This window comes from Streptomyces sp. NPDC027185, assembly GCF_055567035.1.
Map to the genome: position 1 here is coordinate 1,053,422 of NZ_JBVHRF010000002.1, position 13,924 is coordinate 1,067,345.

General features: G+C 72.4%; 13 protein-coding genes and 1 pseudogene. 9 read left to right on the forward strand and 5 right to left on the reverse strand.

Features of this window, described 5'->3' with window-relative positions; translation table 11 throughout:
* The first annotated feature begins 270 nt into the window (after positions 1–270).
* A complete protein-coding gene (locus ACZ4M8_RS09745; RefSeq protein WP_467604969.1) occupies positions 271–939 on the forward strand; it encodes an HD domain-containing protein in 669 nt (222 codons plus the stop codon).
* 213 nt (positions 940–1,152) lie between these two features.
* Positions 1,153–2,412, forward strand: coding sequence for a Cmx/CmrA family chloramphenicol efflux MFS transporter (locus tag ACZ4M8_RS09750; protein WP_467604971.1), 1,260 nt, complete (start codon positions 1,153–1,155; stop codon positions 2,410–2,412).
* A 141-nt stretch (positions 2,413–2,553) separates the two neighbouring features.
* Here the strand turns inward: ACZ4M8_RS09750 and ACZ4M8_RS09755 are convergent, their stop codons facing one another.
* Together ACZ4M8_RS09755 and ACZ4M8_RS09760 are read right to left on the reverse strand one after the other, a co-directional pair.
* Positions 2,554–2,862 carry a DUF4031 domain-containing protein gene (locus tag ACZ4M8_RS09755; protein ID WP_467604972.1) on the reverse strand — a complete coding sequence of 103 codons (309 nt, stop codon included), beginning with the start codon at positions 2,860–2,862 and terminating at the stop codon, positions 2,554–2,556.
* 1 nt (position 2,863) lies between these two features.
* Complete coding sequence (locus ACZ4M8_RS09760; RefSeq protein WP_467605367.1) at positions 2,864–3,235, reverse strand: hypothetical protein; 372 nt, start codon at positions 3,233–3,235, stop codon at positions 2,864–2,866.
* Positions 3,236–3,358: 123 nt separating this feature from the next.
* Between ACZ4M8_RS09760 and ACZ4M8_RS09765 the strand changes: the two genes are divergently transcribed.
* From ACZ4M8_RS09765 to ACZ4M8_RS09775, 3 genes are all read left to right on the forward strand, one after another.
* Positions 3,359–4,303, forward strand: coding sequence for a MurR/RpiR family transcriptional regulator (locus tag ACZ4M8_RS09765; protein WP_467604975.1), 945 nt, complete (start codon positions 3,359–3,361; stop codon positions 4,301–4,303).
* Positions 4,304–4,444: 141 nt separating this feature from the next.
* Complete coding sequence (gene murQ, locus ACZ4M8_RS09770) at positions 4,445–5,383, forward strand: N-acetylmuramic acid 6-phosphate etherase (protein WP_467604977.1); 939 nt, start codon at positions 4,445–4,447, stop codon at positions 5,381–5,383.
* A 161-nt stretch (positions 5,384–5,544) separates the two neighbouring features.
* A complete protein-coding gene (locus ACZ4M8_RS09775; RefSeq protein WP_467604979.1) occupies positions 5,545–7,467 on the forward strand; it encodes a PTS transporter subunit EIIC in 1,923 nt (640 codons plus the stop codon).
* Between the two features lie 303 nt (positions 7,468–7,770).
* Here ACZ4M8_RS09775 and ACZ4M8_RS09780 read toward each other — a convergent pair whose 3' ends face one another.
* On the reverse strand, positions 7,771–8,256 hold the full coding sequence (locus ACZ4M8_RS09780; RefSeq protein WP_467604981.1) for a M23 family metallopeptidase: 486 nt from the start codon (positions 8,254–8,256) through the stop codon (positions 7,771–7,773).
* A 1,688-nt stretch (positions 8,257–9,944) separates the two neighbouring features.
* On the opposite strand from ACZ4M8_RS09780, the gene ACZ4M8_RS09785 reads away from it, so the two are divergent.
* From ACZ4M8_RS09785 to ACZ4M8_RS09800, 4 genes are all read left to right on the forward strand, one after another.
* Positions 9,945–10,358: a hypothetical protein gene (locus ACZ4M8_RS09785; protein WP_467604984.1), complete on the forward strand. Its 414-nt coding sequence runs from the start codon at positions 9,945–9,947 to the stop codon at positions 10,356–10,358.
* Positions 10,340–10,579 (forward strand): hypothetical protein, encoded by a 240-nt coding sequence (locus ACZ4M8_RS09790; protein ID WP_467604985.1) that lies wholly within the window; start codon positions 10,340–10,342, stop codon positions 10,577–10,579. The genes ACZ4M8_RS09785 and ACZ4M8_RS09790 overlap by 19 nt, the downstream gene beginning before the upstream one ends.
* Positions 10,580–11,008: 429 nt before the next feature.
* A complete protein-coding gene (locus tag ACZ4M8_RS09795) occupies positions 11,009–11,344 on the forward strand; it encodes a hypothetical protein (RefSeq protein WP_467604987.1) in 336 nt (111 codons plus the stop codon).
* Positions 11,345–11,481: 137 nt separating this feature from the next.
* Positions 11,482–12,222 carry a prepilin peptidase gene (locus tag ACZ4M8_RS09800; RefSeq protein ID WP_467604989.1) on the forward strand — a complete coding sequence of 247 codons (741 nt, stop codon included), beginning with the start codon at positions 11,482–11,484 and terminating at the stop codon, positions 12,220–12,222.
* 40 nt (positions 12,223–12,262) lie between these two features.
* Here the strand turns inward: ACZ4M8_RS09800 and ACZ4M8_RS09805 are convergent, their stop codons facing one another.
* On the reverse strand, positions 12,263–12,835 hold the full coding sequence (locus ACZ4M8_RS09805; protein ID WP_467604991.1) for a hypothetical protein: 573 nt from the start codon (positions 12,833–12,835) through the stop codon (positions 12,263–12,265).
* A 67-nt stretch (positions 12,836–12,902) separates the two neighbouring features.
* A pseudogene (locus tag ACZ4M8_RS09810) lies at positions 12,903–13,861 on the reverse strand (helix-turn-helix domain-containing protein).
* Positions 13,862–13,924 lie beyond the last annotated feature (63 nt).

The window sequence follows — 13,924 nt, forward strand, 5'->3', positions numbered from 1 at the left end:
CGCGGCGCCCGGGGCGGGCCACCGTCCACCGGACGCGCGGAGAACGCGGCGCCCGGGGCGGGCCACCGTCCACCGGACGCGCGGAGAGCGCGGCGCCCGGGGCGGGCCACCGTCCACCGGACGCGCGGAGAACGCGGCGCCCGGGGCGGGCCACCGTCCACCGGACGCGCGGAGAGCGCGGCGCCCGGGGCGGGCCACCGTCCACCGGACGCGCGGAGAACGCGGCGCCCGGGGCGGGCCACCGTCCACCGGGCGCGCCACAATGGCGGTATGACTTCCGACTCCCGTACGGAGCCCGGCGGCCCGGCGGCGGAGCTGCACCGCCGCTGGGCGGCGACCGTGGCCCGCACCCGTGGCGCGTCCGGCCCCGATCCGGCCCCGTACGCGGCGAACCTGCTGGCCCGTTGGGCGGAGCCGCAGCGCCGCTACCACACGGTCGCGCATCTGACGGCCGTCCTGGAACGCATCGACGAACTCGCCCCGTACGCCGCCGATCCGGGCACCGTGGAGCTGGCGGCGTGGTTCCACGACGCGGTCTACCGGCCGGACCGTTCGGAGAACGAGGAGCGCAGCGCGGCGCTGGCCGAGCGCGCCCTGCCGGAGCTGGGGCTCGACGCCGACCGCACGGCGGAGGTCGCCCGTCTGGTGCGGCTCACCGTCACCCACGACCCGGAGCCCGGCGACCGGGACGGCGAGGTGCTGTGCGACGCCGATCTGGCGGTGCTCGCCGGGACGCCGGACGCCTACGCGGCGTACGCGGCGGCCGTCCGCGAGGAGTACGGCTTCGTACCGGATCCGGACTTCACCGCGGGCCGTGCGGCGGTACTGCGCCAACTCCTGGAGCTGCCAAGGCTGTTCCGGACTCCGCTGGGACAGGAGCGCTGGGAGCACGTCGCCCGGCACAACCTGGCGACGGAGTTGGCATTGCTGGGCCGCTGACCTGCGGGGACGGGCCGGGCTCACGGGCGGGCGAGGGGGAGGCGGCTCGGCGCCGGGGGAGGCCGGTGCGCCATGGGCCGGTGCCGGTCCATGGCAGCGACCACGAGCCTTCCGGCACTTCCGGACATACCGGATGGCCTCGGTGTGGCGGGAATGCGCCGTGGACGGGCACTGTTGGTGACGGACATGCCTGCCCCCTCCCCACGTTCCCGTATGCCCGTCGCCGTCTACATTCTGGGCCTCTCCGTCTTCGCGCTCGGCACCAGCGAATTCATGCTGTCCGGAATCCTCCAACCGCTCGCCCAGGACCTGGGCGTCTCCATTCCCCAAGCGGGGCTGCTGGTCTCCGCGTTCGCGATCGGAATGGTGGTGGGGGCGCCCGTCCTCGCCGCCGCGACGCTGCGGCTACCGCGCCGCACCACACTGATAGCCCTGCTCGCCGTCTTCGGGCTGGGGCAGGTCGCGGGCGCGCTGGCGCCGACGTACGGCGTGCTCTTCGTCTCGCGGGTGGTGAGCGCGCTGGCGTGTGCCGGGTTCTGGGCGGTCGGCGCCGCCGTCGCGGTGTCGCTGGTGCCGCTGAACCAGCGGGCCAAGGCGATGGCCGTCATGGTCGGCGGGCTGAGCATCGCCAACATCGCGGGCGTTCCGGCCGGTGCCCTGCTGGGTCAGCACGCGGGCTGGCGGTCGGCGTTCTGGGCGGTGGCCGCGCTGGCGGCGATCGGCCTGGTGGGTGTGGCACTCGCGGTGCCCCGTACGGAGGTGCCGACGGGCGCGGATCAGCCGCGGCTCCGTCGTGAGCTGGCCATCTACAAGGACAAGCAGGTCTGGCTGGCGCTGACCGCCACGGCGATGAACGGCGCCGCGGTCTTCGCGCTCTTCTCCTACCTCTCGCCGCTGCTGACCAAGACCGCCGGGCTGGCGGAGAGCTGGGTGCCGACGGTGCTCGCGCTGTTCGGCCTCGGCGCGCTGATCGGGACGTTCATCGGTGGCCGGGTCGCCGACGCGCATCTCTTCCCGACGCTGTTCGCCGGGATCTCCGCGTCGACGCTGGTGCTGGCGACGCTGGCGCTGACGGCGCACAGCCCGTTCGCCGCGGTCGCGCTCTCGCTGATGCTGGGCGTGACGGCGTTCACCACCGCTCCGGCGCTGAACGCCCGGATGTTCAACGTCGCGAACGCCGCGCCGACCCTCGCCGGGGCGACGACCACCGCGGCGTTCAACGTCGGCAACACCCTCGGACCCTGGCTCGGCGGACTGGTCATCAGCGCGGGCCTGGGGTACGAGTACACGGCGTGGCTGGGCGCGGGACTGGCCGCCGTGGCGGTCGCCACCACCTTCGTCGCCTTCCGCCTGCACCGGGCGCCGCAGCGCTCCCGGGTGGTCGCCGCCTCGGAGCCGGGTCTGGTGCCGGGTGCGGTCTCCGGCGTGGAGCTGACCAAGGAGGACGACGCGACGGCGGGCGCGCGCCCCTGACCTGTCGGGTACGGAAGCCGGCACCGAGCCGGTACGGCCGTGGGAGCCGCCTCTTCGGCGGTGCCCGCGGCCGTTCTCCGTTCGGGGCGTGCCGGGCCGCCCCGCCGCTCCGGCGGCCGACGCGGACCGGCCGGGCGCGTCCTACTCCCCGGGCCGGACGCCTGCGCCGCCCCCGGGCGGGGCGCCCGGCGCACGGTGCTTGGGGCGGCGCAGACCGGCGGTGGTCAGGCGGTGGAGCAGCTCCTTGCTGCCGACCTCGACCGCTCCGGCGCGTACCGCCTCGTCGTAGTGCTCCCGCGGCAGGTCGTAGTGGTCACGCTCGAACGCCTTCGGGGGGATGCCGAGGGTGGCGGCGAAGCGGTGCAGCTCCTCGAACGACACGTCGCTGACGAGGTGTGACCACATGCGGCCGTGGCCGGGCCAGGTGGGCGGGTCGATGTAGAGCGTCACGTCAGCGCTCCGCGGGCGCGCCGAGCCTGCCGACCCGGGCCACCGCGACCGCGGTCTTGGGGCAGACCCAGTGCGGATCGGGACCCAACTCGGGCTCCACGTCGAGCGCGTGCGGATCGCCGGACTCCGTGCACACCGGGCACAGCGGCCAGCGGCCGTACCGCTCCAGCAGAGCGTCCTGGACGTCCTGGGCTATCAGCCCGGCGACGAATTCCGCCCCGGCCGGCCACTGCTCCACCCACCAGCGGCGGTGGGCGACCGCGTCCTCGACGAGCGAGACGATGTCGGCGTCGGCGACGTCGTTCGCCACCAGGTCGGCGAGGACCAGCGCCCGCGCGGCGTGCAATGCCTGTTCCAGCTCCATGTCCTCCATTGTCGCGCGGACCGGTGACACCCCGCTCCGCCGTCCACAGCTCCGCCGCGGGCCCGGCCGGAGTTATCCACAGGCCGGGGCCGAGGTATTGACGCGCCCCGGCGTTGAAATTACTTTTCAGGCGTGAGCAGCAGCGTGAAGGAAACTTTCAGCGAGGTGGCCGCGGAGTCCCGGCCCGCCCCCACTCCGCCCGCCCCCGCGGCGCTGGCGGCCAAGGTCCGCACCCTCGGTCCGTCGATGACCCGCTCCATGCAGCGCGTCGCCGAGACGGTCGCGGGTGATCCGGCCGGCTGCGCCGCCCTCACCGTCACCGGACTGGCCGAGCGCACCCGCACCAGCGAGGCGACCGTCGTCCGCACCTCCCGGCTGCTGGGCTATCCCGGCTACCGCGATCTGCGGCTCGCGCTCGCCGCGCTCGCCGCGCAGCAGGCCGCGGGCGGCGCCCCCGCCGTCACCGCCGACATAGCGGTCGACGACTCCCTGATCGACGTCGTCGCGAAGCTGGCGCGGGAGGAGCAGCAGTGTCTGGCCGACACCGCCGCCGGACTGGACGTCACCCAGCTGGAGGCGGCAGTCTCCGCGTTGGCCTCGGCCCGCCGCATCGATGTGTACGGCATAGGGGCGTCGAGCCTGGTCGGGCAGGATCTGGTGCAGAAGCTGCTGCGGATCGGTCTGATCGCGCACGCCCACGCCGATCCGCATCTCGCGGTGACCAACGCGGTGCAGATGCGGACGGGTGACGTCGCCCTCGCCATCACCCATTCGGGCCGGACGACGGACGTCATAGAGCCGCTGCGGGTCGCCTTCGACCACGGCGCGACGACCATCGCGATCACCGGCCGCCCGGACGGCGAGATCGCCTCGTACGCCGATCACATCCTGACCACCTCCACGGCCCGGGAGAGTGAGCTGCGGCCCGCGGCGATGTCGTCGCGGACCAGCCAGCTCCTCGTCGTGGACTGCCTGTTCATAGGCGTGGCGCAGCGGACGTACGACACCGCGGCGCCCGCGCTCTCCGCCTCCTACGAAGCGCTCGCCCACCGCCACTCTCCCCGCTCACACCGCTGAGCGGCCGCCGGGCCGCGCGCCGCCCCGCCCGGTGGCGCCCGCCCGGTGGTCACCGACCCGCGCCCCGCCCGGCGCTTCGCCCGCACCCGTACCACCGCACGTCGTACAGATCCGTCCGTACGAGCCGGAAAGAGCCGCCACATGACTTCGACAACCGATCACGCCCGGCTGCGGGCCCAGCTGGACACGCTGACGACCGAGGCGTTCCGCCCCGAGCTGGCCGAGATCGACCGGCGCTCCACGCTGGAGATCGCCCGGACGATGAACGACGAGGACGCCCGGGTGCCCGGCGCGGTCGCGACGCAGTTGCCGCGGATCGCCGCGGCGATCGACGCGATGGCCGCCCGGATGGCCGAGGGCGGCCGGTTGATCTACGCCGGCGCCGGGACGGCCGGGCGGCTGGGGGTGCTGGACGCCAGTGAGTGCCCGCCGACGTTCAACACCGATCCGTCCGAGGTGCTGGGGCTGATAGCCGGCGGCCCGTCGGCGATGGTCACGGCGGTGGAGGGGGCGGAGGACAGCAAGGCGCTGGCCGCCGCGGACCTGACGGCGCTGGGGCTGACCGGGCTGGACACCGTCGTCGGGGTGTCCGCCTCGGGCCGCACCCCGTACGCGGTCGGCGCGGTGGAGCACGCCCGGGGTGTAGGGGCGCTGACCGTCGGCCTGTCCTGCAACGCCGGTTCGGCGCTGGCCGGGGCGGCGGAGCACGGCATCGAGATCGTCGTCGGTCCGGAGCTGCTGACGGGCTCGACGCGCCTGAAGGCGGGGACGGCGCAGAAGCTGGTGCTCAACATGTTCTCGACGATCACGATGATCCGGCTCGGCAAGACGTACGGGAACCTGATGGTCGATGTCCGGGCGTCCAACGACAAGCTCCAGGCCCGTTCACGGCGGATCGTGGCGTTGGCCACCGGGGCGTCCGACGCGGAGATAGAGACCGCGCTCGCGGCGGCGGACGGCGAGGTGAAGAACGCGATCCTGATCGTGCTCGGCGAGGTCGACGCCCCGTCGGCCACGCGCCTCCTCGACGCCTCGCGCGGGCATCTGCGCGAGGCCCTGGAGGCGGCCCGCACCGCCTGATCCGGCCGGCGGCCCGCCCGAGCGGCGCCGTCACCCGCCCGGCGGCCCGGACGGTCCCGCACCGTCGCGGTTCCGTTCCGTCGCGCCCTCCGGCCACCCGATTCATCCTGATACGAACCGTTCTTCCCGTCCTTCGTTGTCCGCACAGCAAGGCTCCGCACATGTCCGAAGACAAGAACCGCGCCACCGCCGCCGCGCTCCTCCCTCTCGTGGGCGGCGCGGGGAACATCACCTCCGTCGCGCACTGCATGACCCGGCTGCGGCTGGGGATCCGGGACCGTTCGCAGGTCCGGGACGAGGCGCTCAAGGCGCTGCCCGCGGTCCTGGGCGTCGTCGAGGACGACACGTACCAGATCGTGCTGGGCCCGGGAACGGTCGCCCGCGTCACCCCGGAGTTCGAGCGGCTGGTGGAGGAGGAGCGAACCGCCGGGGCGGCGCCGGGGGCGGGCCCCGCGCCGGAGACGGCCCCAGGTGGCGCGGCGTCCCGCATCGCGGCTCCCGCCACGCCCGGCGGCCCCGCCGTGCCCCCCGTGCCCGACGCCCCCGCCGCCCCGTCCGGCGTACCCGCGGCGGGCGGCGGCGCTCCCGGCGCCCCGACCGGTTCCCCACCCGCCTCGGCTCCGGCCCCCGGCGCCTCCCTCTCACCCGAAGCCGCGACCGCGGCCTCCGGCTCCTCCGCGCCCGGCGGCCCCGCGCCCACCGCCACCGATCTCGCCGCCCAGGGAGCCGCGCTCAAGGCGCGGCAGAAGGCGCGGAACGCCACGCCGTTCAAGCTGTTCCTGCGCCGGATCGCGAACATCTTCGTACCGCTCATCCCGGCGCTGATCGGCTGCGGCATCGTCGCGGGGATCAACGGGCTGCTGACCAACCTCGGCTGGCTGCCGTCCGTCGTGCCGGCGCTGGCGGCGGTCGCCTCCGGCTTCATGTCGCTGATCGCCGTGTTCGTCGGCTACAACACCGCCAAGGAGTTCGGCGGGACGCCGGTGCTGGGCGGGGCGGTCGCCGCGGTCATCGTCTTCCCCGGCATAGCGAACATCACGGCGTTCGGGCAGAAGCTCTCCCCGGGGCAGGGCGGGGCCCTCGGGGCGCTCGCCGCCGCGCTGCTCGCCGTCCGGGTGGAGAAGTGGTGCCGCCGCCGCGTCCCGGAGGCACTGGACGTCCTGCTCACCCCGACGCTGACGGTGCTGGTCACGGGCCTGGTGACGATCTACGGGCTGATGTTCGTGGCGGGCGAGGTGGCGAGCGGCATCGGTACGGCCGCCAACTGGCTGCTGGCGCACGGCGGGGCGCTCGCCGGGTTCGTCCTCGGCGGGCTCTTCCTGCCGCTGGTCATGCTCGGGCTGCACCAGGCGCTCATCCCGATCCACACCACCCTGATCGAGCAGCAGGGGTACACCGTCCTGCTGCCGATCCTCGCGATGGCCGGTGCGGGTCAGGTCGGGGCCGCCCTCGCCGTCTACCTCCGGCTGCCCCGGAACGTCTCGGTCCGGCGCACCATCAAGTCCGCGCTCCCGGCCGGTTTCCTGGGCGTCGGCGAACCGCTGATCTACGGTGTCTCGCTGCCGCTGGGCCGCCCGTTCATCACGGCGTGTGTGGGCGGGGCCTTCGGCGGCGGCTTCATCGGCCTGTGCAACCAACTCGGCGACGCGGTCGGCTCCACCGCCATAGGCCCGTCCGGCTGGGCACTGTTCCCGCTGGTCAAGGGCGTCACGGGCCTCGGCACGACGCTGGCGATCTACGGCATCGGGCTGGCCGTCGGCTACCTCGCCGGCTTCCTCGCCACGTACTTCTTCGGCTTCAGCCGCCAGATGCTCACGGAGTTGAACGCGGCACCGGATGCCGCCCCGGAGGAAGCCGTCCCCGGGGCGACCGCTCCGGGAGCCGCCGGGAGCGACCCGTCGCCGGACGCGTCCACGGGCGCCGCCCCGGCCCCGTCCGCGGGTACGGCCCCGGGCGCCGCCGGGGACGGCCCGGCGCGGACAGCCGACGGCGCCGCCCCGGGCACCGACCCGGCGGGCACCGACCCGTCCCCCGCCCCTTCGGCGCCGGCCACCGCGCCCCCGAAGGAGTCCGCCACGGCCTGATCGCCGCCTGGCCCTCCGGAGATCGCCTCCGAAGATCGCCTCCGGGCACCGGCACCGGGCCCGTCACCAGGTACCGGTGCCGGGCAGGACACGCGCGAGGCCGTGCGGCGCGCCGTCCGGAGGATGCGGCCTCCACCACAGCGGCTACTCCGAGGCTGGAGAGCTGGCCCTGACTCCCACTGGCCGACCTGTTCGAGCCCCTCATCAGCTCACCGCCGCTGAGACAAGCCCCCACACCGGACGAGGATCACACCACCCGCTCACCCCGCAGCCCCCTCCATGAAGGCATATGGATAGGCGTCCTTACATACGCGGAGGGGGCCCACAGTAGAAGTAAGACCGCGGGTTGACGTCTTTTCCGTTCACATAAGATCCCAGATGAAGGTGCGGCCCGGATGCGTTGCCGGTAGCACCAACCCTGCCAACTACGGTATTTGCACTCACCCGACTCTTTACCTTCACACTCAACTTACTCAAGTGCGCGTAAAGATTATAGATGCCCTTCTTCCGCTTCACCCACACATGCTTCCCGAAAGCGCCACCGCTCCCCGAGTAGGTGACCACGCCTTTCAGTGCCGCCTTAACAGGCGTCCCCTTTTTCGCCGCGATATCAAGCCCATTATGATATCCACTCGGCTCATGATTTGGCTGATGGTATTCTTGAGTCACTTTACCCTTCACGGGGCACGGAGTTCGCCCCACCACCCCATCCGCGCACGCTGGTCCACTAGCAGCCATTCCAAGTAGCGCACTCGCACAAGCGATCGAGACGAAACGACCAGCCCTCATACCCACTCAATCCCCATTCTCGGCGAAAACCAAAAAGCGTGCCAATTAGCACCCCTATCAAACATACGCCGAACCACCACTCCACGCGCCCCACTTGCTTAACTTGTCTCAACATGCACGACCTCAAGACCTAATCCAGCCTTAAATCCTGCATGAAGACTCACAAACAACCTAAAAAAGAAATAAGGAGGAGGTCGTAAAATTTCCACTTCTCCGTGACACTCACTCCTGCCGGAGAGCGGCCCCGCTCCAGACTTCCGAGACCAAGCGACCTAACGGCGATTCCCGCTGGAGTGCTGACCTCGGAAGGGGGCCAATTGCCGATTGGCGCCCTGCCCCGCATGCGCAGCTCTACCAATCACCACAGGTCTCAGTGAGACCCGACCAGCGCGTCTCGGAACGGCAGCCGTGCCGGCAGCGCCGAGGTGGCCGTCCCGTATGTCGACGGCGTAGCCGCCGGGCCGCAGGCATAGCGGTTCCCCAGCGGTCCGACCCCGGGCGACAGCGTGGGGCATCCCGCAGGACCGCCTGGTATTCATGCGCCGCACCTCGCGATCAACTCCACGAGCCGCCGAGCGGTGGCGCGATTGCACCGGACCAGTGCGATCAGGGGGCGCGGACCGGCCGTCGCGCGCGACATCAGGTCGACGTCCAGCGACGGGAGGACGTTGCCACCCGCGGCGCCGCACGCTCACCGCCCTCACTCTCCTCCTTCCACACTGTGCATGACTTTCGCTACACAGCATGTCCGGATTCGGCTGGCCCGGGAAAGAGGCGCAGGCCCAACAACAACCCCTCCGCGACCTGGGTTTCTCCATGGTGAAACCCAAGCATCTCGATCCACACTCCTCAGCGCGAGCGGCTCCTTCATCAGCCAGTTGGAGGCAGGAACCCAGCGCCTCCTGCCCGAGTACGCACAAAAATCAGACTAAATCTTCAGAACCGATGCTTCTTCATCCGCAACTGCGAACGGCCCGTCCCAGCCCGCCTGTTGACAGAACGGTGCCAGGCTGTGGATAGCTCCCGTTCCGAGCGACACGCGCGCTAGTGTCCTCACGCCTGTGCAGGAAACGCCGGGAAGGGGGTGGCCGATGAACGGAGCGTTCGGCCTGTTGTTGGGCCGGTTACGGGAAGAGGCCGGGCTGACGCAGCAAGCCTGGCGCAGCGGGCCGGAGTGATCCCTTCGGCCCTCCGCACACTGGAGAACGGCGGACGCGAGCTCCGGGCCGGTCATGGCACGGCGACTGGCCGACGCCCTTGAGTTGACACCCTTGCGACGCGCGGAACTACTGGTTGCGGCCCCAGTGGGACAGAGCGGACCGCGTGGCGCACGGCCGGCCCTGACGCGGGAGGAAGCGCTGACGGACGCCGCCAACCAGCTCACACACGACCTGCGCCAACTTTGGACATCATGCCGAAGACCTGCGACTCCACAATCCGTCCCTGCCCCCGCTCCGCTGGCGGCCGGTCACACACCTCACTGAGTCTCCGTCCGCCGGAGAGCCGGCCTCCCGGCACCCGGCATCGCCGCCCCGGGCCAGTCTCCCCCGCACCGGAGCGCCGACCCCGTACAGACACGTGGAACACCACCAGCGGGCACCGGGCACCGAGGAACTTGGGACGCTGGGCCTGAGCGGGCACCTCCTTGAGCTCCGCACCTGGGACCCGACCGCCCGGACGCTCCGCGAGTGGCTGACGAGCGGCTGGCGCACGACCACCCGTATCTGGCCACCCGGTGGTCCGGCACCTGGAGCCTGGCCGCCGCCCTTTTGGAAGCCGGTTACGTCCTGCCCGTACTGGACGGCTTCGACGAGATCGCCGAAGGACTGCGGCGACCCGCACTCCGGGCGCTCAGCGCTACGGCGCTGACCCTGCTGCTGACGAATCGCCCCGCCGAATACACCGACTCGGCGTGGGAGGACGGCCCGCTCACCTCCGCCGCCACAGTGGAACTGACCGACCTCACCCCGGACGACGTGGCCCACTACCTGTCACGCCACGAGCGCGGCAAATTGGTATGGCGCCCCGTGCTGTACGCGCTGCGCGGTCACCGGGCAGCAGGGGCGCCGTCAACCTCAGTTCGGTGCTGGCCACTCCGCTGATGGTCAGGCTCACCCGTACCGCCTACGACACCAGCCCGGGACGCAGTCCGGCCGAACTCCTGGACACCGAGCAGTTCCGCACCGCCACGGACCTGGAGGACCACTTCCTCGACGGACTCGCCCCCGCCGCCTACCTACGGTCGTCCGCACTCGGCGCGGGGCGGCGCCATCGCCCCCTGAACGTGCTGAACACGGGCTCCGCCACCTCACGTGCCACCTGAGACACTCCGGCACTTCGCACCTGAAGTGGTGGGAGCTCGGCCAGGAGATGCCACGGGCCACGCGCGCGCTGGTGACCGCGCTGGTCGTCGGCGTGGTCACCGGGATCTTCGGCGGCGCCGTCGGCACCCTCCTCGCCCCGCTGGCCTCCCGCCCACCGGGGTGGTCGCGGGCCCCTTCACCGGGCTCCTCTTCGGCGCCGTCCACCTGCTCATGGACGCGTACGCGTCCGTGGGCCCGTCCGGCATCCACCCATACGGGAACAGCGGCGCCGAAACGGCCGGACGAAGAGCCCGGCACCGCATCACGGCCGGACTGCTGTCCGGACTCGTCCTCGGCATTCTCCATGGCTTCACGACCACGGCCCTCGGCGGCACCCTGCGGGGCACCGGTCTCCGGCCTCACAGGGCGAGGTCGTCCTGGAGTTCACCATGCCCTGGCGCTCCTACTGGGATTTCCACCAGAAGTACGGAAGGCCGAACCAGCAGAAGGGCGTCTTCCGCGAAAAGACCTCCGCAACGGTCCACCAGGAGCAGCTGATCAAGGGGAACCGCGCCAACTTCAAGACCGATGAGCAGGTCAACCAGGTCTACGACGAAAGGACCCACCACAACATCGGCATCGGACACGGGAACCAGGCCGCGTTCCGCTCCAAGATCACAGGCGTCCGGGAGGTCGCCCCGCAGGAGCTGACGCAGGCCGTCGCCGCCCGAGCCGCGATGAAGGACGCGATCAACGCCCAGGTCCAGGCCGAAGCGCAGGCGTAGCGCCAGGGCGGGTGACGCCGGTGGGGCTTTTCCCCACGGGCGTCACCCGCTTCCTTCCGCCCTCCCCGCACCCGGCAAGAAGCGTCACCCGTACGGAGACGGGCCACCGCCACCCACCCCTCCACTACCGTGCCGACGTGGACCTCACACTGACCCTCCTCGGTGCCGCCTTCGGCGGCGCGGCCGGAGCGCTCGTACCGCGCGCCGCCTACCGCTTCGCCGTCGAACCGGCGGAGCCCTGGCGCACCCGGTGCCCCCGCGGCCACCCGCTCGCCGGGCCGTGGGGCGGTTGGCTCGGACTCGCCCGCTGCCCGTCCGGCGGACCCGCGGAGAGCGGATGCCGGTACGGAACCGGGCAGACCGTCGCCCCCGTCGTCTCGGCGCTGGTGGGCGGGGTGCTCGCCGCCGTGGTGGGCGCCCGCCCGGAGCTGGCGGTGCTGCTGCTCGTCGCGCCGTTCGCGGTGCTGCTGGCGGCGGTGGACGGCACCGTGCACCGGCTGCCGGACGCGGTGACCCTGCCGCTGGCCGCCGCGACCGTCGCCCTCCTGGGCGCGACCGCGCTGCTCCCCGGGCACGACGGCGACTGGCTGACGGCGGTGGCGGGCAGCCTGGCGCTCGCCGCGCTCTACGGCGTGCTCTTCCTCGTCAACCCGGCGGGCATGGGCCTCGGCGACGTGAAACTGGCGCTCTCCGTCGGCGCCCTCCTCGGGTGGTACGGCTGGCCCGCCCTCCTCCTCGGGACCTTCGCCGCCTTCGGAACGGGCGCGCTGTTCGGAGTGGCGCTGATGGTGACGCGGCGCGCGGACCGGCGCACGGCGATGGCCTTCGGTCCGTTCATGCTGGCCGGGACGCTGATCGGCGTGATCACCGCACGCTAGCCCCGGCCACCTCGCCGGTGGCTCCCAGCAGCACCCCGTCTCAGCGCATCACCAGCCCCAACCCCTGCTCCAACCGCTCCGCCTGATCGGGCGTCACCAGCGCCAGAATCGTGTCGTAGACGCCGTACTTCTCCCGCGGGAAGTCGACGTAGCGGAAGGTCCGCAGGTCATCACCGCCAGGAGCCAGGGCATCGATCGCCTCGGTGGCCGCCAGATGGTCGTAGTACTCGTCCGAGAAATGCTCGGCGGGGACGGCGACCGCTATGCCGTTGCGCTCGAACTCCAGGGTGTCGTCCCGGGAGGCGCCGTCCGGCGAGCGGTCGCCCTCCACCAGGCGGACCTTGGTGACCGTGACGGCGCCGCCGGTCAACTCCGCGGCGCGCTCCAGCAGCGAGGCGTAACCGGGCTCCAGATAGTCGATGTCGTCGGCGTGGATGGACAGCGCTATGCCGAACGTCTCCAGCGCACAGGCGACCTCGTACGGCCGCAACGGCTCGTCCGCGCCCGTCACACACTCCGCGAGCACCCGCCGGACCTGCTCCGGCGCCACCACCCCGGCTTCCTCCAGGACGGCACCGACCCGCGCGTACGTCATCGTCTGCGTGTTCGACATGGGAGCATCCTGCCAGAGGGGTATGACAACACGGGGCCCTGTGGACAACGGAGTTGGGCTCCGCGCGTCAGGCGGCGCGCCCGGCCACCTCGTCGGTCAGGGCGGCCAGCAACCAGTCGTGCGCGGTGCCGGGCGTCGGCACCGGACGGCCCCCGCGCGGGCGCAGGACCTCGGCGGTGAGCGCCCAGTACGGGTCGATCCGCGGATCGGCGGCGAGGCGGGCGGCGAGAACGCGCCGGAAGTCCGGCGTGTCCCGGACACCCCCGGAGGCGGCGTACGCGGCGACGAAACAGTCCAGCGCCTCCCCGGCGTGCGGCGCCCGCTCCCGCCGCAGCCGCGCGCCCGCCAGCTCGTACGCCTCGCCCAGCCCGTCGTACAGGACCTCCGGGCGGAAGTCCGGGCCGGAGCGGTGCGCCGCGGGCTGCGGGCGGGCGGTGCCGTCGCACGGACGGGTCACCAGGGCGTGCAGGCGGGCGAAGGCCAGGACCTGCGCGGGCGTCGGATCGTCCGGCGGCACCGGAACCGCCTGGTCCAGGAAGGCGGCGAGCGCCCGGGGCGCCATCCGCGGCGGCAGCCAGGCGCGCCAGAAGCGGACGAGCGGATCGGTGCTGGGCGGCGCCGCCCAGCACCGATCAGCCGCAGCCGGTCCGCGCGCTCCCCGGGCGGACACTCCTGGACGAGCCGGAGTCCGGCCTCCCGCCAGCGCAGCGCCGCCATCCGGCCACCGAGCTGACGCAACTGCCCGGCGACGGCGTCCTCCAGCACCCCGCCCGCCCCCGCCTCGTCCTCGACGATCCGGCGCACCTGGGGTACGGGCAGATCCAGGGCGCGCAGGGAACGGATCAGCCGCAGCCGGTCGAGCGCGTCCGGTCCGTACCGGCGGTGGCCGCCCGCACTGCGCGCCCGCTCCGGCAGCAGCCCGCGATCCGAGTAGAACCGGACCGTCTTGACCGTGACCCCGCCACGTTCCGCCAGCTCACCGATGCTCCACAGCCCGTCGGACACCGTCACTTGAACCTCCCTCAGGGGGAGTTCCTACCGTACCGGCGGACGCGGCGCGGACGGCCCGGACAGGGGACGGGCCGTCCG

Coding starts and splice junctions, on each gene's coding strand:
- ACZ4M8_RS09745 (WP_467604969.1), top strand. CDS start 271: ATGACTTCCGACTCCCGTACGGAGCCCGGCGGCCCGGCGGCGGAGCTG.
- ACZ4M8_RS09750 (WP_467604971.1), top strand. CDS start 1,153: ATGCCCGTCGCCGTCTACATTCTGGGCCTCTCCGTCTTCGCGCTCGGC.
- ACZ4M8_RS09760 (WP_467605367.1), bottom strand. CDS start 3,235: ATGGAGGACATGGAGCTGGAACAGGCATTGCACGCCGCGCGGGCGCTG.
- murQ (WP_467604977.1), top strand. CDS start 4,445: ATGACTTCGACAACCGATCACGCCCGGCTGCGGGCCCAGCTGGACACG.
- ACZ4M8_RS09775 (WP_467604979.1), top strand. CDS start 5,545: ATGTCCGAAGACAAGAACCGCGCCACCGCCGCCGCGCTCCTCCCTCTC.
- ACZ4M8_RS09780 (WP_467604981.1), bottom strand. CDS start 8,256: ATGAGGGCTGGTCGTTTCGTCTCGATCGCTTGTGCGAGTGCGCTACTT.
- ACZ4M8_RS09795 (WP_467604987.1), top strand. CDS start 11,009: ATGCCCTGGCGCTCCTACTGGGATTTCCACCAGAAGTACGGAAGGCCG.
- ACZ4M8_RS09805 (WP_467604991.1), bottom strand. CDS start 12,835: ATGTCGAACACGCAGACGATGACGTACGCGCGGGTCGGTGCCGTCCTG.